Annotated in this window: 20 protein-coding genes and 1 tRNA gene; 15 read left to right on the forward strand and 6 right to left on the reverse strand. The window is 35.4% G+C overall.

Features of this window, described 5'->3' with window-relative positions; all coding sequences use genetic code 11:
• The first annotated feature begins 97 nt into the window (after positions 1 to 97).
• Positions 98 to 1567: a protein adenylyltransferase SelO gene (locus ACFSTA_RS16970; protein WP_377558021.1), complete on the forward strand. Its 1470-nt coding sequence runs from the start codon at positions 98 to 100 to the stop codon at positions 1565 to 1567.
• Between the two features lie 9 nt (positions 1568 to 1576).
• Here ACFSTA_RS16970 and ACFSTA_RS16975 read toward each other — a convergent pair whose 3' ends face one another.
• Positions 1577 to 2707: a CAP domain-containing protein gene (locus tag ACFSTA_RS16975; protein ID WP_377558022.1), complete on the reverse strand. Its 1131-nt coding sequence runs from the start codon at positions 2705 to 2707 to the stop codon at positions 1577 to 1579.
• A gap of 175 nt (positions 2708 to 2882) precedes the next feature.
• On the opposite strand from ACFSTA_RS16975, the gene ACFSTA_RS16980 reads away from it, so the two are divergent.
• Together ACFSTA_RS16980 and ACFSTA_RS16985 are read left to right on the forward strand one after the other, a co-directional pair.
• Complete coding sequence (locus ACFSTA_RS16980; protein WP_377558023.1) at positions 2883 to 3359, forward strand: hypothetical protein; 477 nt, start codon at positions 2883 to 2885, stop codon at positions 3357 to 3359.
• 211 nt (positions 3360 to 3570) lie between these two features.
• Positions 3571 to 3643 (forward strand) — tRNA-Val (locus tag ACFSTA_RS16985).
• Between the two features lie 462 nt (positions 3644 to 4105).
• Here ACFSTA_RS16985 and ACFSTA_RS16990 read toward each other — a convergent pair.
• A complete protein-coding gene (locus ACFSTA_RS16990) occupies positions 4106 to 5080 on the reverse strand; it encodes a phosphotransferase family protein (RefSeq protein ID WP_377558024.1) in 975 nt (324 codons plus the stop codon).
• 554 nt (positions 5081 to 5634) lie between these two features.
• Here ACFSTA_RS16990 and ACFSTA_RS16995 point away from each other — a divergent pair.
• Positions 5635 to 6168 (forward strand): ABC transporter permease, encoded by a 534-nt coding sequence (locus tag ACFSTA_RS16995; protein ID WP_377558184.1) that lies wholly within the window; start codon positions 5635 to 5637, stop codon positions 6166 to 6168.
• A gap of 248 nt (positions 6169 to 6416) precedes the next feature.
• On the opposite strand, the gene ACFSTA_RS17000 is transcribed toward ACFSTA_RS16995, so the two are convergent.
• The gene (locus ACFSTA_RS17000; RefSeq protein ID WP_377558025.1) at positions 6417 to 7220 is read right to left on the reverse strand and encodes a LysM peptidoglycan-binding domain-containing protein; all 804 of its coding nucleotides are present in this window, start codon (positions 7218 to 7220) and stop codon (positions 6417 to 6419) included.
• A 482-nt stretch (positions 7221 to 7702) separates the two neighbouring features.
• On the opposite strand from ACFSTA_RS17000, the gene ACFSTA_RS17005 reads away from it, so the two are divergent.
• On the forward strand, positions 7703 to 8500 hold the full coding sequence (locus ACFSTA_RS17005; RefSeq protein ID WP_377558026.1) for a hypothetical protein: 798 nt from the start codon (positions 7703 to 7705) through the stop codon (positions 8498 to 8500).
• Positions 8501 to 8618: 118 nt separating this feature from the next.
• Here the strand turns inward: ACFSTA_RS17005 and ACFSTA_RS17010 are convergent, their stop codons facing one another.
• Together ACFSTA_RS17010 and ACFSTA_RS17015 are read right to left on the reverse strand one after the other, a co-directional pair.
• Entirely contained in the window at positions 8619 to 8843 is a 225-nt protein-coding gene (locus tag ACFSTA_RS17010; RefSeq protein WP_377558027.1) for a hypothetical protein, read from the reverse strand.
• A gap of 4 nt (positions 8844 to 8847) precedes the next feature.
• Positions 8848 to 8988, reverse strand: coding sequence for a YpzI family protein (locus ACFSTA_RS17015; RefSeq protein WP_377558028.1), 141 nt, complete (start codon positions 8986 to 8988; stop codon positions 8848 to 8850).
• Positions 8989 to 9341: 353 nt separating this feature from the next.
• On the opposite strand from ACFSTA_RS17015, the gene ACFSTA_RS17020 reads away from it, so the two are divergent.
• The 9 genes from ACFSTA_RS17020 (at position 9342) to ACFSTA_RS17060 (ending at position 20026) form a co-directional block, all read left to right on the forward strand.
• Entirely contained in the window at positions 9342 to 10088 is a 747-nt protein-coding gene (locus ACFSTA_RS17020; protein WP_377558029.1) for a ZIP family metal transporter, read from the forward strand.
• A gap of 116 nt (positions 10089 to 10204) precedes the next feature.
• Complete coding sequence (locus ACFSTA_RS17025) at positions 10205 to 10717, forward strand: YkvA family protein (RefSeq protein WP_377558030.1); 513 nt, start codon at positions 10205 to 10207, stop codon at positions 10715 to 10717.
• Between the two features lie 379 nt (positions 10718 to 11096).
• Positions 11097 to 11942 (forward strand): carboxylating nicotinate-nucleotide diphosphorylase, encoded by an 846-nt coding sequence (gene nadC / locus ACFSTA_RS17030; protein ID WP_377558031.1) that lies wholly within the window; start codon positions 11097 to 11099, stop codon positions 11940 to 11942.
• Positions 11939 to 12970: a TAXI family TRAP transporter solute-binding subunit gene (locus ACFSTA_RS17035; protein WP_377558032.1), complete on the forward strand. Its 1032-nt coding sequence runs from the start codon at positions 11939 to 11941 to the stop codon at positions 12968 to 12970. Before nadC ends, ACFSTA_RS17035 begins: the two co-directional genes overlap by 4 nt.
• Positions 12971 to 13029: 59 nt before the next feature.
• Positions 13030 to 14973: a TRAP transporter permease gene (locus ACFSTA_RS17040; RefSeq protein ID WP_377558033.1), complete on the forward strand. Its 1944-nt coding sequence runs from the start codon at positions 13030 to 13032 to the stop codon at positions 14971 to 14973.
• Between the two features lie 134 nt (positions 14974 to 15107).
• Positions 15108 to 15908: a pyrroline-5-carboxylate reductase gene (proC, locus tag ACFSTA_RS17045; protein WP_377558034.1), complete on the forward strand. Its 801-nt coding sequence runs from the start codon at positions 15108 to 15110 to the stop codon at positions 15906 to 15908.
• A 198-nt stretch (positions 15909 to 16106) separates the two neighbouring features.
• Positions 16107 to 17255 (forward strand): HD-GYP domain-containing protein, encoded by a 1149-nt coding sequence (locus ACFSTA_RS17050; RefSeq protein ID WP_377558035.1) that lies wholly within the window; start codon positions 16107 to 16109, stop codon positions 17253 to 17255.
• Positions 17256 to 17411: 156 nt separating this feature from the next.
• Complete coding sequence (locus tag ACFSTA_RS17055) at positions 17412 to 18590, forward strand: peptidase (RefSeq protein ID WP_377558036.1); 1179 nt, start codon at positions 17412 to 17414, stop codon at positions 18588 to 18590.
• A gap of 140 nt (positions 18591 to 18730) precedes the next feature.
• On the forward strand, positions 18731 to 20026 hold the full coding sequence (locus ACFSTA_RS17060; protein ID WP_377558037.1) for a DUF2254 domain-containing protein: 1296 nt from the start codon (positions 18731 to 18733) through the stop codon (positions 20024 to 20026).
• A 29-nt stretch (positions 20027 to 20055) separates the two neighbouring features.
• On the opposite strand, the gene ACFSTA_RS17065 is transcribed toward ACFSTA_RS17060, so the two are convergent.
• Positions 20056 to 20553 carry a divergent PAP2 family protein gene (locus ACFSTA_RS17065; RefSeq protein WP_377558038.1) on the reverse strand — a complete coding sequence of 166 codons (498 nt, stop codon included), beginning with the start codon at positions 20551 to 20553 and terminating at the stop codon, positions 20056 to 20058.
• A 246-nt stretch (positions 20554 to 20799) separates the two neighbouring features.
• Here ACFSTA_RS17065 and codY point away from each other — a divergent pair, with 246 nt between their 5' ends.
• Positions 20800 to 21579, forward strand: a complete 780-nt coding sequence (codY, locus tag ACFSTA_RS17070; protein WP_377558039.1) for a GTP-sensing pleiotropic transcriptional regulator CodY — start codon at positions 20800 to 20802, stop codon at positions 21577 to 21579.
• Positions 21580 to 21698 lie beyond the last annotated feature (119 nt).

Consider the following 21698-nt stretch of genomic DNA (forward strand, 5'->3'; position numbering starts at 1 on the left):
TTTCGAATTAAGTAATTAGTGTAAAATAGCATAATAAGTGATCTTAAGTGGAAAATACTTGTGGATCAAAAAATAGTGAAAAAGTAAAGGAGATACAATGACAAACGAAACGAATGAAACAGGTTGGAACTTAGTCAATAGTTATGCTCACTTACCGGAAACATTTTTTGCTAATCAAAAACCAACACCTGTACAATCACCAAAGCTGTGTGTTTTCAATAAATCTTTGGCAACCTCTTTAGGGTTGAACTTACAAAATCTTCAAAACCATGATGGTGTAGCAATGTTTGCAGGTAACCTCATACCAGAAGGTGCTGAACCTCTTGCTCAAGCTTATGCGGGACACCAATTCGGGCATTTTACAATGCTAGGGGATGGCAGGGCTGTATTGATTGGTGAACAAATTACTCCCTCTGGTGAACGATTTGATATTCAACTTAAAGGGGCAGGCAGAACGCCATATTCCCGCGGAGGGGATGGAAGAGCAACGCTTGGTCCCATGCTACGGGAATACATTATTAGTGAAGCAATGCATGCACTTGGGATTCCTACAACTCGTAGTTTAGCAGTAGTGACAACTGGGGAGCCTGTGCTACGTGAAACGGAACTACCTGGTGCTATTCTAACTCGGGTTGCTGCCAGTCATCTTCGAGTTGGGACATTTGAATATGTTGCCAACTGGGGTACAGAGGAAGAACTTCAAACGCTAGCTGATTATACGATAAACCGCCATTTCTCTGATTTGGAAGCGGAAGAAAACAAGTATTTATCGCTACTTCATGAAGTCATTAAGCGTCAGGCTGAACTGTTAACGAAATGGCAGCTTGTAGGTTTTATTCATGGAGTGATGAACACCGACAATATGACGATTAGTGGAGAGACGATTGATTATGGGCCATGCGCATTTATGGATGAATATGATCCCGAAACGGTATTCAGTTCAATCGATAGGGGAGGACGGTATGCTTATGGTAATCAGCCAGGTATTGGGCAATGGAATCTCGCCCGTTTTGCAGAAACCTTATTGCCGCTCTTACATGATGATCAGGAGCAGGCGATAAAAATGGCACAAGATGCACTTTCAAAGTACGCTGAGGTTTATCATCGTAATTGGATCACAGGAATGAGAGCAAAACTAGGGATCTTTAACAAAGAGGAACAAGATGAAACCCTTATCGCAGACCTGTTAGGATTGATGAAGAAATATCGTTCAGACTATACAAATACCTTCCGCTCGATAACATTAGATAGGCTGGAAGGCGATGACTTATTTGGTACGGATGAATTTAAACAATGGCATATGAAATGGCAAGAAAGGTTAGACAGGCAGGAAGAAATGAAAACTTCCTCAGAGCAATTAATGCGTAAGAGCAACCCTGCAGTAATCCCACGTAATCATCGAGTTGAAGAAGCGCTTGAAGCCGCTGTAGAACAAGAGGATTACTCTGTCATGGAACGGCTTCTTGATGTACTTTCAAAGCCATACGCATATTCTTCAGAGCAGGAGGAGTATTGTGAGTTACCTGATCCATCTAACGTTCCTTACCAAACTTACTGTGGTACTTGATTTTCGACCTTATTTGGTTAAAAAGTTTTCCGTATAATATGGTTGTGATTCTTCGTTGAATGCAACACCAACAGCGAGTGATCGAAAATCAGAATGTAATATATTTTCTCGATGGCCAAGAGAATTCATTAGACCTTCATGGGCAAAAATACTGCTTGATTGACCTGCTGCAAGATTCTCACCAGCCATTTGGAAGGCAATTTCATCTTCTGTCATTCGGTCAAAAGGTGATTGTCCTTCCAAATTTGTATGGCTAAAATAGTTATTATCTGCCATGTCACTACTGTGGTCGCGAGCAGTTTTTCTAACAGATTCATCCCAAGTTAATATGGGTAGGCCATGGTTTACTCGTGCTGCATTAGTTAGATCGAATAATTGGTATTCGAAGCCTTCTTTTAATTCCTCACTTGGTTCGCCAAAAAATGCTTCCTTTTGCTGTTCGAGTTCTTCACTTATAATTTGAATGGCTGTAACCTTATTGTTTTCATGTTTATCATAAAATATCGTTACATAATTTTGATCGATCAGGAATGTATGATATTTTCCATTATCTTGAATCTGGTAGTTGATGAATCCCTTGCGGATGCTGTTAAGTGGTTCATCAAACGTAGCCAGGACAGAATCCCTTGAACTTTCAAACGTGATTTCATGTGTAGAAGTTAGTAGGTCTTGATTGGTGTATAACCCTACCACTCTATTTTGATCATCATAAGCAGCCATGAAAAAGTTTTGGTAGTTTTCGTGGTAGGTAACCCAATCGACCCCATATTCATTTAAAGAAGTCCGCTGCGGTTCACCTACTTGTTGTTCCACTTTGGATCGTTCATCGCCCAGTTCCACATTATGAATGGAAAAGGATTGTTCAGTTGGCGTGTTTAATTTTGGCTTCTCGGCTACAGGCTGATTTTGTTGGGCGTTATCCTGTTGAGTTTCATCTAGTTTACCTAGTAATTGTTGAAGCTTTTGATTTATTGCCTCTACTGTATCCATTACGATTGGATTTTCTTTTATCGCAATTACATCGGAGTGAATTTCTTCATAAACACCCGTAAATCCAGATCGTTCGAATGCTCCTCCATAAAAATGCCAAAGTGCTCCTACAATGAGTATTAAAAAAATTATATTTCGTAACTTCGGCATGTTTTCACTCCTGACTTATCTTACCTATTAATATTCGATAATTGTAGCAAGTTTCATAGTGTTGAACAAATAAACAATAGAAAGTTCTGTACTATCATTAATTGACACAAGTTTCTAACCGTAATCATAATTATGGGTATGAGTGTACAGATTTTCAAGAAAAGGAGTTGTTTCTTTGTATCCATATTATTTTTATCGCGTTAACGGGTGGGAACAGGTTTTAAGTTTATTACGCCAAAGCTTATATGCTGAGGAAATGGTATGTGCGATGAGTTCGGAACTTTTTCATATTCCAGAAACGCAAGATCTAGAAGGGAATAGAGAAATGCACGACCATCTTGTTCCAGCCTCATATCACCGTGTGACAGCTGTCGGTTCTTCACAGAGACTTGTAAATGGTGAGCAACGATCTTCTATTGTAGAAACACTGGTAGCATGTATAAATAATGCTGAAAATCAAGATACAGAAGTTCGTGCTGGATTAAATACAATGGAGGAAAACGCAAGTTCTGAATATAAACCATTTATTAACATGATTATCCAATGGCAAGGGCAAGCCGAAGCATATTTATCTCAAGCAAAAGAATCCATACAAACCATGGGAGTTTCATTGAATGGCAATGAACAGCAGAATGGTGAATACAATTATTAATGAAGAGTTTTAGGTTAACTAATTATAGTTTAACATTAAAGGGTGGAGATTCTGCCTTTTTTTGTGGAATTGTGGAGCGGAGAGAGGTGAAATTTCAGTTGTGAACGAATATATTTGAGTTTATGAACGGATCTGCAGTATGCTACTCTCTTTTTTCTTATTGACAGGAATTACTAGTTTACATATAATGAAGTCAGCAATTTCATATCATGATTCCGTAGCTCAGCTGGGAGAGCGCCACCTTGACAGGGTGGAGGTCGTTGGTTCGAGCCCAATCGGAATCATCCAATGAAAGAAGCCTCAATCCTTTATTTAAAAGGGATTGGGGCTATTTTGTTTCTTTTAATAAAACTAATCTAATGATAGAAGCTTGTTGTTCACATTTTGTAACCCATTAGTATGTCAAAGTGCTTATTATAGAAATTTTTATATCAAGATTCGTACTTATTAAATACGAATATCAATGATGGAAAATGAAGTATGTAAATAGATATTGAGACAAGATGTACTTAAAGGTTACAGGAATTAAAAAAGAGAAATGGTATTACAGGTGGTCTATTCGAAATTTAAAACCCAATTTACAGTATTTATAACGTAGTGGTTAGTGCTATTATTATATATCATTTTTTTCTTACCGGACCCTAAAGGATATTATAGTTAACATTAGAAGGTTTTTATTTGGTTAAATTAGAATAAATGCATACGAAAGGGCAAGATGAAATTTAGTATGCAATGGTTTATGCTTTTCAATAATCCTTCCAATTACTAATAGTTTGAGAAATTAATTGTTTAATGTCTTTCACACGATTTGCTCCAATATAGCTATTATTAAGTAAGTCACACAAAGAAACTAGATCAACTAACTTGGAAATTCTTTTCCATTCTTGTTGCAATATTACTCCGCCCGATTGTAAACCTTCAATAAAAGCATGCTCAAACACATCGATATGAGGGAAATTCTCATAGCGTAACATATTGCCAATATCTACATGTACCGGACCGGCAAATGCAAATTCCCAGTCAATAATGCCGGTTACTTTGCATTGCTCTTTATTTTCAGAAATCAAAATATTTAACCCATTGTAGTCACTATGTACAAGAGCAGGAGATTCATCGATATTGTATAAATAGTGATTGTTCTTAAGTGCGAATTCCCATAATTCACTCGTTAACTCTTTTCCAAGCCAGTGACTAGTGTGTCCATCAAATAAAAATCCCTCCATGAACGAAAGAAAAGAATTCGGAGTTATTTTTAATGGATCATTAACTTCTAAATCTTCATTGAAAAAGCCTGATTCTTTGAACGTATTCTTTCTTATTTCTGAAAGCCATGAACCGACTGAAAATGCTGATTGTTTTATTGCATTAATATCATTACTGTACATGATCTTTTTAAGCTGAATACCTTCTCTCCATTCCATAATTGAAAAGGATTGATTACCTTGAATCTCACTATAATAGATTTCAGGTACAGGCAAATGTTTATGTAATTTTCTGTGCAAACTGTTTTCCAGCTTACAATTTTTCTCGTTACTGATCCTTAAAACCAAGGGGTTTTCTAAGGATTCGATTTGCAATTTATAATTTGAATTGACTAACCCACCCCCTAATAATTCAGCAGATTCTAGCTTTTTATTAGACATAAAAGATTGCAGTAACTCCTCAATCTCTTTCTTACTCAATGTATAAAGAGGCTTTGTTCTTTCCCAATTCTCTTTCATTATTTTCCTCCATTTCTATTCATAGTTTTTATAGCTTTGAGATTTTCCCCTTAGATGTTGTTCTGTATTGGTTGAAGCTGTAACATGAATTTAAACAAATTTATGGCTTGACTTACTAGTAAGTATGTTAACTCAAAGGGCAAAATCCCTTATTAAAGATCAAGTACTCTATATAAATCTTAATACTTCTAGATTAAATTGAACAGAAAAAAATTAGTTTGTTTCATACTCCACAATTCATCCTCTCCGAATCTCTAGTACATTATTATCACTTCTTAATGTGTTTCTTATGTTGTGCTAATGCTACATTTATAATTTACGCAAAAATGTAAAAATACAAAAAATAAAAGGTTTTTATAATAAAATATAGAATAATAGATATAGCTAAGGAACAAAATTAATGAAGTTTGAAAGATCAAGGATGCTTGCTTAATTAATTTCAATCCAAGCATTCTTGATCTATCAATTTAGAACTTTTCAATACAAATATCTACCCTTCACAAAAGAGGTGAGCATCATAAAAAAGCTAATAATTATTATACGTCTTACTGCTAATTGGAGAAATAATAACAAGAGAATTTGAGAATAGGTCAATTAATCTATTATTTACATTACCATTAAATCGGACAAAATTAATTTGGAGTAAGTATTTTAGTGCGCTTACTATTTCAATTTTCACGTTTATCTTCATAATAGCTGTAGGATTGCTTATCGGAAAATTGTTCGGGGCAGAAGGAACCTTTGCTTATCCAGTTCTGATTGAGAAAGATGGACATTTCTATTATATGTCCACTGTGCACTATTTACTTTTTGTCATTGCATTATATATGTTTTATAGTTTAGTATTCAAACATTTACTCGGTGCATTGTTAGCAATAGTTGCTACCCTTATAGGTGGATATCAATTGGGAAATTTGACTAATTGGATACCATTTTCTTGGATTAATCCGTTTCAATACACTATCCCCAAAGAAGCAATCCTATATCAAAATAACCAACTGTTCTATCAAGGTATTCCAGTTACTTTATTAGTGACATTGTTATTAATCGTTGTTTCTATACTTAGGATAAAGCGGAATTACAATTAGTGGGGATAGGTACTTCCCTACTGATTATTAGTTGCATCGAATAACATTGTTAAAATTTACAGAGAGTTCAATAACTATTAACTTGCTCTAGAGAATTTTAGGGTGGAGGTCGTTGGTTCGAGTCCAATCGGAATCATCCAAAGTAAAATCCTCAATCCAGTTATAAAACGAATTGAGGATTTATTTATCTTGTAATAGGCTAATGTCCACTTGTTGTTACCCAGTGTTAAAAGATTGTTTCTTCAAATTTATCCAAAATACACTCTACTTTTTACTAAATCCTGAATTTCATTGTTTGCTGCACTTCTCGTATATAACCATATTTCACCTAGGTTGGATGTAGGTTGTCGGTCAACCTGCAAGGGTGTGACAAACCAACCATATGCTGGTGCACTTGCATTTGTGGAGATTGCTCGCTCATTTGTGACGACAAAACCAGTTGAATCTCGCACTTGATAAAGAACAACACCCTCGAAGGCACGTCCCCATCCTGCCAAACGAAGCCCACCCCATACAACAGTTCCTGGTAGTGGAGAAGCTATAGCAATATTTTGCGAGCTTGGTAGTGGTATGATTAAGGAAAAGTTTGGCCATATCGTGTCGGGAGCAAATCCCAGCCTCCTCCAGTTAGCACTTAATATTGCATGCAATGAAACCCCAAAACGGCTGGCTACTTCGTTTAGTGTATCTTCTGGCTCTACATTGTAAATAAATGCAGGTACCTGTAATCGTTGCCCTGCAATAATAAGGTTAAAATTCCCTAACTGATTAATACCAGCAACCAAGTCTGTATGAGCAGAAAAGCGCTGTGCAATAGTATATAATGTATCACCTGGTGCCACTACATAAAATGTACTCGTAATTGAAGTTGTGTTTGTAGGAACAACTAATATCTGTCCAGGGGAAAGCAGATTAGGATCGGTAACAGGGGGCTTCAAGTAATTGCTGTGAATAATAGCCTGAATGTCACTTGAAAACATGGAAGCAATAGAATGCAAGTTATCCCCTGGTTGAACCGTATAAATAACGTGAGAATCGGTCGAAATACTCAACAATATCCTCTCCAAAAATGAATTTTAATTTTATAATATGCAACTAATGGGTAAATGTACTTTCTGATAAGATAATATTGTAACAAGACTATGAGATAAAAAAATATATACGTGTGCGGAAAGGTTTTCCGGTGCGTGACAGGAATTATTAATATTTATCGGGTCTTTGGAATATTAAGTGGGATTGCTATTTAATAGTTTAGTAGCAGTTGGGCTATAAATCGGATTATTTGGTGGATAATTAAATCAAACAATAGTACGAACTAGGATGTCTACTAATACAAGTGATACGATAGACAATTAATAAAATTCTTGCGTAACTAAGTTGGTTGTTATGAAAAATAAGAAAGTTAATATAAATAATATTAATTTTTTTGATAATCCTAAAATAGATGCTACTTCTTGCACACATTTAAATTGCAATATATTAGTATATTAAGGGTTAACCTTTAATTAAGTATAAAAAATTGAGAGGTGAATATATGAAAATCGTATTTAAAAGCTTCGCTATCTTTTTTAGTATTATGTTATCCGTAGGAACAATTAATACAGTCAACGCAGAGAGTCGAACAATAACAGAACTAAAAACAAATTTATTCCAGAATGAAAAATTCTTGAATCTAAAGCTTATATCTCAAAATGGAACAAATGAGTTTATTTTAGAACAAACCATTAATTATGACGGCAATGAACCTTTAATACTAAAAAATTCAGAATTTAATAACATAACAATGTTTAACCAAGCCGGAAAAGCCGTTATCGCTAAAAAGTTCGATTACGATAAAATAAGAATAGATAAAAAAGGTGGAATGAAGAAACAAGTAGTGAAGTTTAAGATTCCAGATGGAACTTACAAAGTGAAATTAAGTGAAAACCATGATATAAAAATGAAAGGAAACATATTTAATTCAAGAGGGAATCAGTTATTATTTTTAGATATAGAAAATGGAGAAGGTAAGATTGTTAGAAATTCTAATGAAGAATTTTTTAAAAATATACACCAAACATTAAAACAAGCAGGTATAAATGATCTTCAGGAATACAATTTATACTATATGGATGATCTAAATAGAATTGACAAATTTGCAGAGATTCCGGTAAGTTACTGGAAAAAAATAAATTCTTCTATAAAAGAAGGAGATATTATTTCCATCTTCCTTTTTAAACAAAATGAAGGTATCGTTTTACATTTTGACGGAGATAAAATAAAATCTAAACATAAATTTGTAAACAAAGATAATAAATGGTTTTTGAATAGTACAATTGATTCTCGTGGTTAAACATGACGATAGCCCATACTATTTTTAAATGGTATGGGCTATCGGTTAATCTTTTTGTTATTCTGTTAAATGATTCAAATCCTCAATGGATTCTGGACGTCTTTTGTGAAAAATCTTTTTAGTCAGATGTATAATCCTCATTTATGGAATACGATAATACGTCTGCTTCTTTGTCCCAATCAACCTTAACTTCAACCATTTTACCTTCAGCGTTATTGATTACAAAGCTAGGGTTACCATGTTCACCTGCATTTTTTACTTGTTCTTCAAATTTTTCTTTCACATTTTCTCCAAATAAATCATTTAATAATTCGATTGCTTGTTCACGTTTTAAGTTCCTCATCTTATCACTTATCTCCATCATTTAATCTTCTGGCTTCTTCTGGACTAGACATCTTCGTTGACCCTTTATAACGAAGGCCCACATCACGGTCTGATTCTACTCGACCACTTTCTCGTAACTTTTTTTCTTGACGATCTTTTCCCATCTATTCAGCACCTCCTATTGTTAACATGAGTTTTTTACAAAGATTTATTCATACGTAACGATTCTACAAAAAACAACTGAATAAAAAAGTTTTCGTATTCTTGAGTAATCAAACAAAAATAACATGTGGAGACTACAATTTATGCAATACTTCAGCAGCAAATGCACTATTCAACGCTAGTCAATCAAGCTGAAAAATAAGAAACAAAGGCTGTGGAAATTTTAGAAGAAATGGTAGCTCTACTACATAGTTAATACATAGAGATTGGTTTTCAAGCTCTTTTTTCTTGTATAATGTTTCATTGATTAGAAGAGGCTTAATAATAAGGATAATCATATATGGGGGGACGTTAAATGTGGTATGCAATCATGTGGGGAACTATCGCGGCGTCGGCAACATTACTAGGTGCATTACTTGTTTTGAAATTCGCTATACCAAAACGAGTCATAGCCTTCATTATGGCTCTTGGTACAGGTGCATTAATTGGGGCAACAACATATGAATTGTTGGAGGATGCGGTGAAATTTAGTGGATTTCGAGAAATTGCCATTGGATTCCTAGGTGGAGCTTTAATTTTCACTATTTTGGATATCGTTGTTACTCGTACTGGTGGGCATAAACGAAAAAGATCGGAGCGTGGTAACGACAATTCATCCAATAAAGAAGATAAATCAGGTTCTGGATTAGGTATTTTTATTGGCACAGTAATGGATACATTACCGGAATCAGCAATGATTGGAATGAGTTTATTTAGTGGCGGGAGCGTAAGTTTGGCTTTAGTAATATCAATTTTTATTAGTAATTTGCCAGAAGGAATATCAAGTACGGTAGGATTACAAAAGAGTGGATATTCCAAGAAAAAGATAATTTTCCTATGGGCTTTAGTTGTCTTCTTCTCTGCATTGAGTTCCTGGGGAGGAGCGTTACTTGAATCAGCATCTGATAGCATCAAAGCGATTATGAGTGCATTTGCCGGTGGTGCAATAATAGCAATGGTCGCCTCCACCATGATGCCAGAGGCTTATAAAGAAGGTGGGCCGACTGTCGGATTTATCACCGCAATTGGTTTATTTATATCTTTGTTTTTGCATCATTTGTAATGATGTGGATGAGCCGGTAACTTTAACCTGAATATAACGAGCAAGTAAACCCCTGCTGATTGAAGTTTTACTTTATATTGTATAATTAGTTACAAATATAATAGAGGGGGTACGGTTTGTTAAAAAAGTTTCGAAAAAAGAGGCAAAGTGATATCGAATTCGTACGAGAAGATGTAAATGTAGAAGAGTTAAATATAGATGAAATACATGTAGAAGAATTAAAAACAGAAGCTGAAAATATGGAAGAATCAACTATTCGACAGCATGAACAGCATTTTTCTGATGAAAGATTATGGAAAAAATTACATAAAAGTGCGAAGAAAGCTGGTTCATCAGTGATATATGCTGTTTTAATTCTGTACTTCACATTGCAAAAGCCAGAAATACCATTGAAAGTGAAAGCTACCATTGCAGGTGCATTAGGTTACTTTATACTTCCAATAGACTTAATTCCAGATGTTGCTTTAGGTGTAGGGTATATTGATGATTTAGGTGTAATCACTGCAGCCTTATTTCAAGTAGCAATCCATATTGATGAGGGTATCAAAAAGCAGGCAAAGGATAAGATGAAAGATTGGTTTGGAGAAAATATCGATACCTCTGAAATAGATGAAAAAATAAAAATTTGATTTAGAGAGCCATACAACCTTGGGACAAGTAAAGTACCATTTAGGTAGTAACCTAAATGGTTCGTATAAAGAGATACTAATAAAAACGAGAGCTATTAATAACGGAGAAGCCCTGTTATACAAGTTTCTATAATTTGTATAATTGGGCTTGTTTATTTTTTTATTTAATTCACCAATAATCTAAGCATGGTATACTACATATTCCATCCATTTTTTAAAATAATCTCTTGCTATTATAACCATCTTGTGTAAATATATGTGTAAAGACACATGTAATTACTTAATAATAAATTTATAATCAGAAGTAGGCGAAGTAGGTGTTTTATGTGAATGATTTCACAAATGGTTTTTGGAAAAACAATGATAAGGAGTTAAAGCTATGAATCAAATAAAATTACGGAAGATGCTACAATCCTTTTTACTAGAGGATATTGGCGAGCAAGATATAACTAGTAACGCCATTTTTCCACTTGATGAAGTCGGAAAAGGATTATTGATTGCAAAAGAAGACGGTATTTTTTGTGGTGTTGAAATAATTAAAGAGGCTTATCATTTACTTGACCCCCAAATAGAGATTAATGTTCATTATACTGATGGGAGCCGAATTAGTTCTGGGGATGTGATTGGAGAAGTTTTTGGTCCTATTGCTCATTTACTCACAGGGGAACGAGTGATACTGAATATCATCCAAAGAATGAGTGGGATTGCAACAATGACCAATCGATGCGTGGAGCAACTAAATGATCCATCGATTCAAATTTGTGATACCCGAAAAACGGCACCGGGATTACGAATGCTAGATAAATATGCTGTTGTCACAGGTGGAGGGAAAAACCATCGGCATGGCTTGTATGATGGGGTAATGATTAAGGATAATCATATTTCATTTTGTGGATCCATAACCAAAGCCGTGCAAAACATTCATAGTAATATTGGACATATGGTAAAAGTGGAAGTGGAAACGGAGACAAAGGAAGAAGTTTTAGAAGCAGTTGAAGCAGGTGCAGATGTCATTATGTTTGACAATCGTAGTCCAGAAGAGATTAAGGAGTTTCAGGAGCTTGTCCCAGATTCTATTGTTACTGAGGCATCTGGGGGAATTGATCTCGACAGTTTACCTACTTATGCAGGTACAGGAGTCAATTATATTTCTTTAGGTTTTTTAACACATTCTGTTAAAGCACTTGATATTAGTTTACAAGTTAAAGAGGGGAATAAAAAATGAGAGTTCTAGATAGAATCCAACAAGATATTCACTACGTGTTATTCATCCTTATCATCGCAATTGGATTAGTAGGATTAGTTGCTTGTAGCGAATCTGATGATGATTCAAAAGCAAAAGATGATACGTCATTACAAACAACCATCATTGGGGGACGTACTGGTGGTGCGTGGTCAGTGTTTACGGAAGGAATAGCAGAATCGATTCGCAGGGAAAATGAACATGCAGTTATTACGGTTGAACCAGGTGGAATCGTAGAAAACCCACCTACTGTTGGGACAAATAAAATCCCTTATGGATTAAGTTATACGATGACAGCTTATGCTGCGTATAAAGGTGAAGAACCATATGATCAAGCCTATGAGGATATTCGAGCTGTAAGTGTCGTGATTCCGGCTAACTACTATCAATTTATAGTAAGGGCAGATGCAGCATATGACTCATTGGATGAAATGATAGAAAAACAGATTCCATTTCGATTGGCTGTAGACCAAAAAGGATCTGCAGGAGAGATTATAACTAGGAATATATTACAAGCATATGGCGTTACGTATGAGGATATTATTTCCTGGGGTGGTTCTGTTGACCATTTAGGTGGAACAAAAACATTTGAATTAATGGCTGATAACCGAATGGATGCTACTGGAGATGCGGTGTCAGTACCTTCAAGTGATATTATTGAAGCTGCAACCACAATGGACCTTAAACTTTTTTCGCTGAATCAGGAAATTATTCAAACGGTGTCAGACAAGTTAGGCTTGGAAGCGGGAAAAATTAGAGCGGGAAGTTATAATTTTTTAGAACAAGATATTGATACTGTCAATACGCCATCAATTTTACTAGTGCATAAGGATGTATCCGTGGATGAAGTTTATCAAGTGACGAAATCTATATATGAAAACCTGGATTACTTAGGATCCGTCCATGAAGAATTTAAAAACTTAACAGATGAAAATATAACAGATGTTGGCAGTGTTCCCCTTCACCCTGGTGCTGAGAAATTTTTCAAGGAAATGGGATTATTGGATTAGGGTTGTCTCAATCATAGGAAAGTATATCAGCATTGTTATTTCTAAAGGAGTGATGGGACATGAAGATCAATAGAGTAGCAAGTTGGTTTAAAGAAGGGAATAAACGAGATTTATCAGGGAATCATAGTAAAGTTGTTGCTGTTGCAGCATTCTCTTTATCTCTTTTTCAAATTTGGTCTGTTGTATGGGGTAAATTAGATCCAATAAATCAAATGGCTGTGCATGTGTCATTCATTTTGGTAGTTACCTTTTTGCTATATGGTTATTCGAAAAAGCTATCAAGTCATGTTCCTTCGATAATAGATTATTTTTTTACTATTCTTGCTTTTGGAGCGGGTATATATTTTACGCTTCATGCAGAACGTATTGCTACCCGAATACCAATTTTAGACTCATTGACTTATCTAGATATCTTTTTTGGATTAGTATTCGTGTTATTGAGTATAGAGGCGGCACGGAGGACAATTGGATTTCCTATTATAATGATTATTATAGTAGGTGTTAGTTATGCTTTATGGGGGCATCTCCTGCATGGCCAATGGAATCATCGGGAATTATTACCGATTGAATTTTTGGATGAATTAGCCTATAGCTATAATGGTCTTTGGGGTTCACCGATAGCAGTGGCAGCTTCCTTCGTATTTATGTTTCTTCTGTTTGGTGTCTTTTTACAAAAAGTCGGTGCAGGAGAGTTTTTCTTTAAATTGTCAACGGCACTTGCGGGCAGGTCAAAAGGTGGAGCAGCTAAAGTAGCTGTTCTTGCTAGTGCGTTTTTTGGCTCTATTTCAGGCAGTCCGACAGCGAACGTTGTTACAACTGGAGCATTTACGATTCCAGTGAGTAAAAAAACTGGTTATAAGTCATCCTTTGCTGCTGCGGTAGAAGCGGCTGCCTCAACTGGTGGTAGTATATTACCTCCAATTATGGGATCATCCGCTTTCTTAATGGCAGCAGTAACCGAATTATCATATGGTGCAATTGTCATTGCTGCCATCATTCCAGGAATCCTGTATTATTTGTCCTTATTAACGCTAGTACACTTTGAAGCATTGCGTTTAGATTTGCCACGTGCAGCTAAGGAGGATATCCCTCGTTTAAAGGAAGTTTGGAAAGAAGGATGGTATTATGTTATTCCCATTTTTGTTTTAATCTTTTTTCTAATGCAAGGGTATAGTGCTTCAAGGACTGGTTTTTATGGAATTCTTTCCATCATTGTAGTTAGCTGGTTTCGTAAAAATACGCGAATGGGGATCAGAGAGATTGTTGATGCCATGGTAGCAGGTGCAAAATCTTCTATTCCGATTACAACCGCATGTGCAGCGGCTGGGCTAGTTATTGCTAGTATAATGTCCACTGGACTTGGAGGAAAGTTAACTAGTATTGTACTAAGCTTTACAGAAGGGATGCTTATTCCTACGTTGCTATTAGTTATGCTTATTTGCATCATTTTAGGAATGGGGATGCCAGTAGCTGCTGCCTATATTTTAACCGCCATGTTAGCTGCCCCTGCATTAATTGAGTTGGGTGTTTCCGTTTTGGCAGCTCATATGTTTATCGTGTATTTTTCCATTTTTTCTGCAATTACTCCTCCAGTTGCTGTGGCCGCATTTGCTGCGGCAGGGATAGCTGATGTTAATCTGAACCGAGTAGGATTTGAGGCTATTCGATTAGGTTTAGTTGGTTTTATTGTTCCATTTATGTTTGTATTTGAACCTGCATTACTTATGAATGGTTCTTTTGATCAAATCTTGCTTTCATTTTTCACATCAGTAATTGGTGTTATTGTGCTGGCAGCTGGATTAATTGGATGGCTACGAACGAGAACATCCATATTTGAACGGATTTTGCTAATTGGAAGTGGAATGATGTCTTTGTATCCAGGTATGTTATCAGATGGAGTTGGAGTAGCAGGTGTTTTGCTAGTTTTATTTCTTCAAAAGCGATCGATAATTTGGATACCAAGGATGTCAAGAAGAGTATCTCAGAAAATGTCTCATAAATAATCCATTAAAACGTTTCTTATTGGGGAGTCATTCCTAAGTAGACGCTGTTATTTCTTGCTAAACTGACATTTGCTATAAATTCCCGACTATATTAAAATTGATAATTGTGATTTACACACCGAAAGGATTTTTACATGAATAGAAAAATAGGTTTTATTGGAAGCGGGAAAATGGCAGAAGCAATTATAGGCGGAATTGTAGATTCGGGGTTTGCTGATCCGGAATATGTATATGCATCTAATCGTACGATGCCAAAATTATATGATTTGAAAGTAACTTATGGGATTAGCATTGCTGAAAGCAATATGGATGTAGCACAAAACTGTGATATTGTGTTCCTTTCTGTTACCCCTGACATGTATCCATCCGTTATTGAAGAGATAAAAGGCTCCATTAAAGATGATACAATTGTGATCCTTATTGCGGGTGGACAGTCCATCGTTCAAAATGAAGAACGTTTCCAGAAAAAATTAAAGATCGTAAAAGCGATGCCAAATACTCCTGTGCTTGTTGGCGAGGGTTTGACAAGTATTAGCTTTAATCAGTTTGTAACGGATGAAGAGAAGGAAGAAATTAAAGCATTATTTGAGAGTTTTGGGAAAGCGGAAATTCTGGACGAGAGATTAATGGATACAGCGAGTGCTGTTGGAGGATCATCTCCTGCCTTTATGTATATGTATATAGAAGCTCTTGCTGATGCAGCTGTTTTATATGGAATGCCAAGAGAGCAAGCATATCGTATTGCTGCACAATCGGTGCTTGGTTCTGCCAAAATGGTGTTAGAAACAGGACTTCACCCAGGAAAATTAAAAGATGATGTTTGTTCGCCTGGTGGTACTACTATTCAATCGGTAGCAAGCTTAGAAGAGAGCGGATTTCGTTCTGCAGTGATTCAAGCTGTACGAGCAAATATGAGAAAATTAGGGGAGAAATAGACTCATATAAATGAGAACCGATTAATTGAAGATTAGAAACGTAAGAAGGAACTAAATAATAGAGTATTTTTAACCACTTTACGGAAGTAAGTGGTTTTTTTGTCGAAAAAAGAAGATTTTGGTAAACTAGTATATCGACATATGGATGAAAACCTATTATCATAGAGATAGCAATGTTGGACAGAAAGGGATTACAACATGAAGAAAATTCTTCAAAATTCTTTATTATATGAGGAGAAGCGGGCTGCAATACTATTTCTGTGGCTATTTTATACGATTTTCTTTATATATGATATAGCTTATTATTATTTACTACCTGAATTCCCGTGGTTTAATGCGGAGGAAAACTCTAGCTTGGATTATTGGAAGTATACAGTTATTATTCTGCTTTTACCTATATTTATCTATATAATAAAAAAAGACAAGCCAGAATCTATTAAATACATATTATTTCTGACCTATACACTGATGAACGTTATCACTGATATATGGTTCTATTGGGGGAGTGATAATTCCTTCAGTACAGGAAATCTTGTAGAATTAGTCATGGTATTATTTTCACCAATATTTATTAATAAAAGATTCTTTTATTTGGTTTCTTTTGGAACGATCTCGAAGTTTGCCATTGTAGGATTATTTATACAAGATTCTATTGTACTATTCCCTATTCTTATAATAGTTGTTCAAAGTATTGTCGCTTATATACTGCTGTATCGTTTCCTTAATTATGTGAAGGCGGTTAAGAGTTCGTATGATGAACAATTAGAGGGCATTGTAAAAGGTATTATTGCTACATTGGAGCTTAAAGACCCTTATACCAGGGGACATAGTGAGCGTGTTGCAAAGTATGCGAGTAGCTTAGCAAAGGAAACCGGGAAATTTAACGATGATGAATTACAATCCTTCTATTATGCCTGTCTATTACATGATATTGGAAAAATGAATATTCCAGATTCTATATTGACTAAACAAGGCAAATTGACTGCTGAGGAGTATGAAATAGTAAAAACACATCCTGTTATTGGTGCAAAGGCTGTTGAAGAGGTTAATGGGATAGCGGACAATATTGATGTTATTTATCATCATCACGAACGATGGGATGGAAAGGGATATCCAGATGGATTAGAGGGTGAGGATACTCCTTTACTAGCACGAATTACCGCAATAGCTGATGCATTTGACGCAATTACTTCTTCACGATCTTATCGTTCGGCGTTACCTTTTAAGGAAGCACATAAGCGTATCATAGAAGGGAAAGGAAGCCAATTTGATCCTAATTTGGTTGAAGTATTTAAAGTAGTATACCCAACTTGGATTAAATATCATAAAAATTACTATTCCAAATAAGTATAGGCGAATATGATTAAAGGAGGTGAAATCAAATGAAAATTCGTAAGCTAAAGAAAAACAAAGTAACTTGCTGGTGGTGTTTCTTAACACCTAGATAAACTGTAGGATGCTAGTAAGCTAGCATCCTATCTCGTTTTATAAGGAGTGTAATCCATGAATCTATCACTACAATCTCATCTAATTCTTTATCCGGTAACGATACGACAAGATAAAAAAAATTACATCATAGAAGACACCTTTTCAGGTGAGTTTTATGAAATGCCCGAAATTTGTATTGATGCAATATCGTTGATCAATAGTGGAAAATTGTTAAGAGAAGTGGAACGAGAACTCACAATAAAGTACTCAGATGAAGAGGTAGATATCATTTCTTTTGCCGAACAGTTAATGGAGTTTGGCTTAGTGAAAGAAATTAACGGGGAAGCAGTACTTCGGTCTAAGGAAAAGCAATCACCAAAGGGATTTACATGGATTTCACCTCGCATAGGAAAATTATTTTTTAATAAATTCATGAACAAGATCTATTTTGTTCTTTTATTTTTAAATATATTAATTGTGCTATTCCATCCTGAACTGTTTCCAAATTATCGAGATATATTTATTTTTGATTCGATGATGATAAATATGATTACATATATGGCAGTATCATTGTGTTTACTACTTATTCATGAATTTGGTCATATTTTGGCTGTACGCTCGCATAATTTACCTACGAAATTAGAAGTCGGTCATCGTCTATTTTTTGTTGTGTTTGAAACAGACATGTCCACGGTATGGAAGCTGAAGCCAAAGCAACGAAATGTCCTTTATTTTGCTGGTATGGCATTTGAACAAGTGATGATCTTTATCGCATTTAGTTTGATCCTATTTTTTTCGGGTGGGAATTCAATCCTGACGGGGATATTAGGAATTGTAATCATTGATATTTTTATTAAAACAGTATATCAATGTTGTTTTTATATGAAAACTGATATGTACTATATTCTCGAAAATGTAACAGGTTGCTACAATCTTATGGAGAATGGGAAGCACTATTTAAGCAAATGGTTACCATTTATTAAAAAAGATGCTACGACAGAAGTGTTTAAAGGCGAAGAATATATCATTCGTCTATATAGTCTGTTTTATGTAAGTGGAATGATAATTACCTGTTTGTTATGCGTATTTTATTTCTTGCCTCTAGCTTACTATGCATATGCTCGTACGTTTTCACATTTATTTGATTCAGTAGGAAACCCTTATTTTTGGGATGCGATAGCCTTTTTAGGGCAAACGGTACTTATGATTGGTTTATTCCTTTATGCTTGGTTGAAAAATCGAAGAGATATTTGATTAGAAGTTGCATGCTAATTTGTTTAGTATGCTTTTTTTAATGGAAAGCGAATAACCTCTTGTGTAAAAACCGATACTTTGAAATACGTATTCATTTTGATAAGGATATCTATCTAGCCGTAATAAAGGGTGGTTTTGTTGTGGATCGGACGAAAGTTTGGATGTTAAGAATCAGAGATAGCTTTTGGTTTACGCCAACATTATATAGTATTATCGCATTAATTTTAGTAGTTGTTTTTCATTACTTGGATGAATGGTTGTTGGCGGATCGGAAAAATCAATTACCTGACATTCTACTAATAAGTGATGACATTGCAAGAGGATTATATACTTCACTCGTAACTGCTATTTTGACGATGACAACCATTAGCTTTTCGGTAATCATGGTTGTTCTAACGACGTACTCCTCCCAATTTTCACCAAGGACATTACAGGATTTTATGCAAAGTAAAATGACTCACCATGTACTGGGAGTATTTTGTTTTGGCTTTATTTTTGCACTTATTAATCTTGTCTTGATGGGTACGCATGAAACAATTATCGGTCCGATTTTAATGGTGTTCATCTCTATTGTTTGTTTAGCCTTTTTTATCTATTTTATTCATCATGCTGCAAAATGGCTGCAAGTTAGTAGCCTGATTGAATTTATACATTTCGATAGTTCACGGGTCATTAAACATAGGTTTGATAAAAAGGATTTTGGAGAGTTTCCATTTTGGGATGAAGCTGAAATTAAACGAATTAAGAAACAGTCACAATATCATCTTCTTGCCGATAGTGCTGGTTACATCCAAAAAATTGAATGGAATGCTTTGGTGAAATGGGCTAAAGATAATGATTGCGTTATTGAATTAAGGCAACAAATTGGTGCATATGTGACAAAGAATTTGCCAATTCTATGTATTTATTCGGTTTATCATTCAGAAGATTTTAATAGTGTGAAAAAGTTTATCATTATTGGGAATGAGCGAACTGATTTAGAGGATATAGAATTTAACATTCAAAAATTGGTTGAAATTGCAGTGAAGGCGGTGTCACCATCCATAAATGATCCGGATACAGCAATCGACTGTATTAACAGGATCGGTTCCGTATTGACTGATTTAGGAAATGGATTTAGAGAGATTCCTTTTTTGACAGATAATAAGAATGATCTACGCTTAATGAAGCAACCAAAATCATATGAAGATTATTTATATAAAAGCTTCTATCAGATTTTGTTTTACGGAAAAACAGATGTGTCTATTTGCTATAGCTTATTAGAGGTGTTATACAAAATGGCGTTAACGAGTGATAAGGTCATGAAAAGAAAAATATGGGCGTTTCATTATTATATTATCCATACTATTGATTGGGATTGTCTTCAAGATTTAGATCGCCAACATTTGGAATCCATTTATCGGCAATTGAAGGAGGTATGTAGTAAAGCAAAATAGGCTATTAGCAAAGGGTGTGTAGGCTCCTATCATGTCGGAGCCTGTTTTTTATTTCGGATTTTTTTTGGGTTTTTTTCAATTAAGTAACTGAGAGAACCTATGGCAATCCCTAATGCTGCACCACCAATTACTTCTATCGGCATGTGCCCTAGCATTTCTTTTAATTCTTTTTCACGTCTTTTGTACTTTATATCTGGGTGGTTATCAGCTAACTTCTCTAAGTGTTCATACATATCGTTTACAGCTATTGCTGTTTGGCCAGCTTGCCACCGTATCCCCATGGCGTCATACATAACAATCATGCTAAAGATACTACTGACTCCAAAATCAATAGAGGGAACACCTTTCTTTAACGCTATATAAGTTGTAAGTGACGTGACCGCTGCTGAGTGAGAACTTGGCATGTCGCCTGATCCCGCCAGCTTCTTCCAATCCCATATTCCAGTCTCCAGATAATGTATAGGTACCTTCAGAAACTGTGCAGTCCCTATACCTAATAAAGCAGTTGAAATCGCTCGATTTAACATAAAGTCACCTCAAACTTAAGATGAGACAGAACGAACAGTTTTATACATAGGTGCCTGGCACCGACAAAATTCGACGGGTGACAGGCACCTGGAAGAAAAATACATTATTACTTAAATGTTAAAAAAATGTGTAAATTCTGTGGCTTTTGTTGAAGTATGTTGTTTATTAATTTATTATTGGTTTTGGCTAATGTGTAAATTAGTGTCTAATATAGAAAATCGGAAGCATTTTAGGAGGAAAAAGTTTTGAATTTATTAACGAAAGCAAGAAGAATAAACGCGACTTTACAAAATACAACAGGTGATTCAGTTGACTATAAAGAACTTGCAGAAACATTACGTGAAGTTATCCATGCTAACATATTTATCGTAAACAGTGAAGGTGATTTACCTGGCTATGCGATTGTGGAGGAAATTGATAATGTCCGTATGAAGAACATGTTAGAAGAAAAACATTTTCCAGAGGAATATACGGAAGGACTATCTAGAATATATGAGACAACAGCTAACCTTGATATTGAAAGTAAGTTTACAGCATTTCCTGTCGAAAACAGAGAGTTATTTAAAAATGGTCTGACGACACTAGTGCCAATTGTTGGTGGTGGCGAACGACTTGGGACATTAATATTATCTAGGCTAGAACAAGATTTTCAAAGCGATGACCTACTACTAGCTGAATATGGAGCAACAGTTGTTGGGATGGAGATCCTACGTGAAAAAGCAGAAGAAAGAGAAAAGGAAGTTCGTAGTAGTACTGTCGTTCAAATGGCTATGAGTTCCCTTTCATTTAGTGAACTCGAAGCAGTGGATCATATTTTTGAAGAGTTAGATAGTAAAGAAGGCTTACTAGTAGCTTCAAAAGTTGCTGACCGTGTTGGAATTACACGTTCTGTAATTGTAAATGCATTAAGGAAACTTGAAAGTGCCGGAGTTATCGATTCCCGATCACTAGGCATGAAAGGAACATATATCAAAGTATTAAATGACAAATTCCTTATCGAATTGGACAAAGTAAGAAATAAATAATTTTGGTGCCTGGCACCGACAAAATTCGACAGGTGACAGGCACCAACAGGTTTAGGAGCGGTTGCGGCGGTGTCTTTCTTTGCCGCCTTTCATTTCGTTTAGTTCTTCTTTGTTTTTGT

Origin of the sequence: Ornithinibacillus salinisoli, assembly GCF_042684965.1 — a bacterium.
Classification (GTDB): Bacteria; Bacillota; Bacilli; order Bacillales; family Amphibacillaceae; genus Ornithinibacillus; species Ornithinibacillus salinisoli.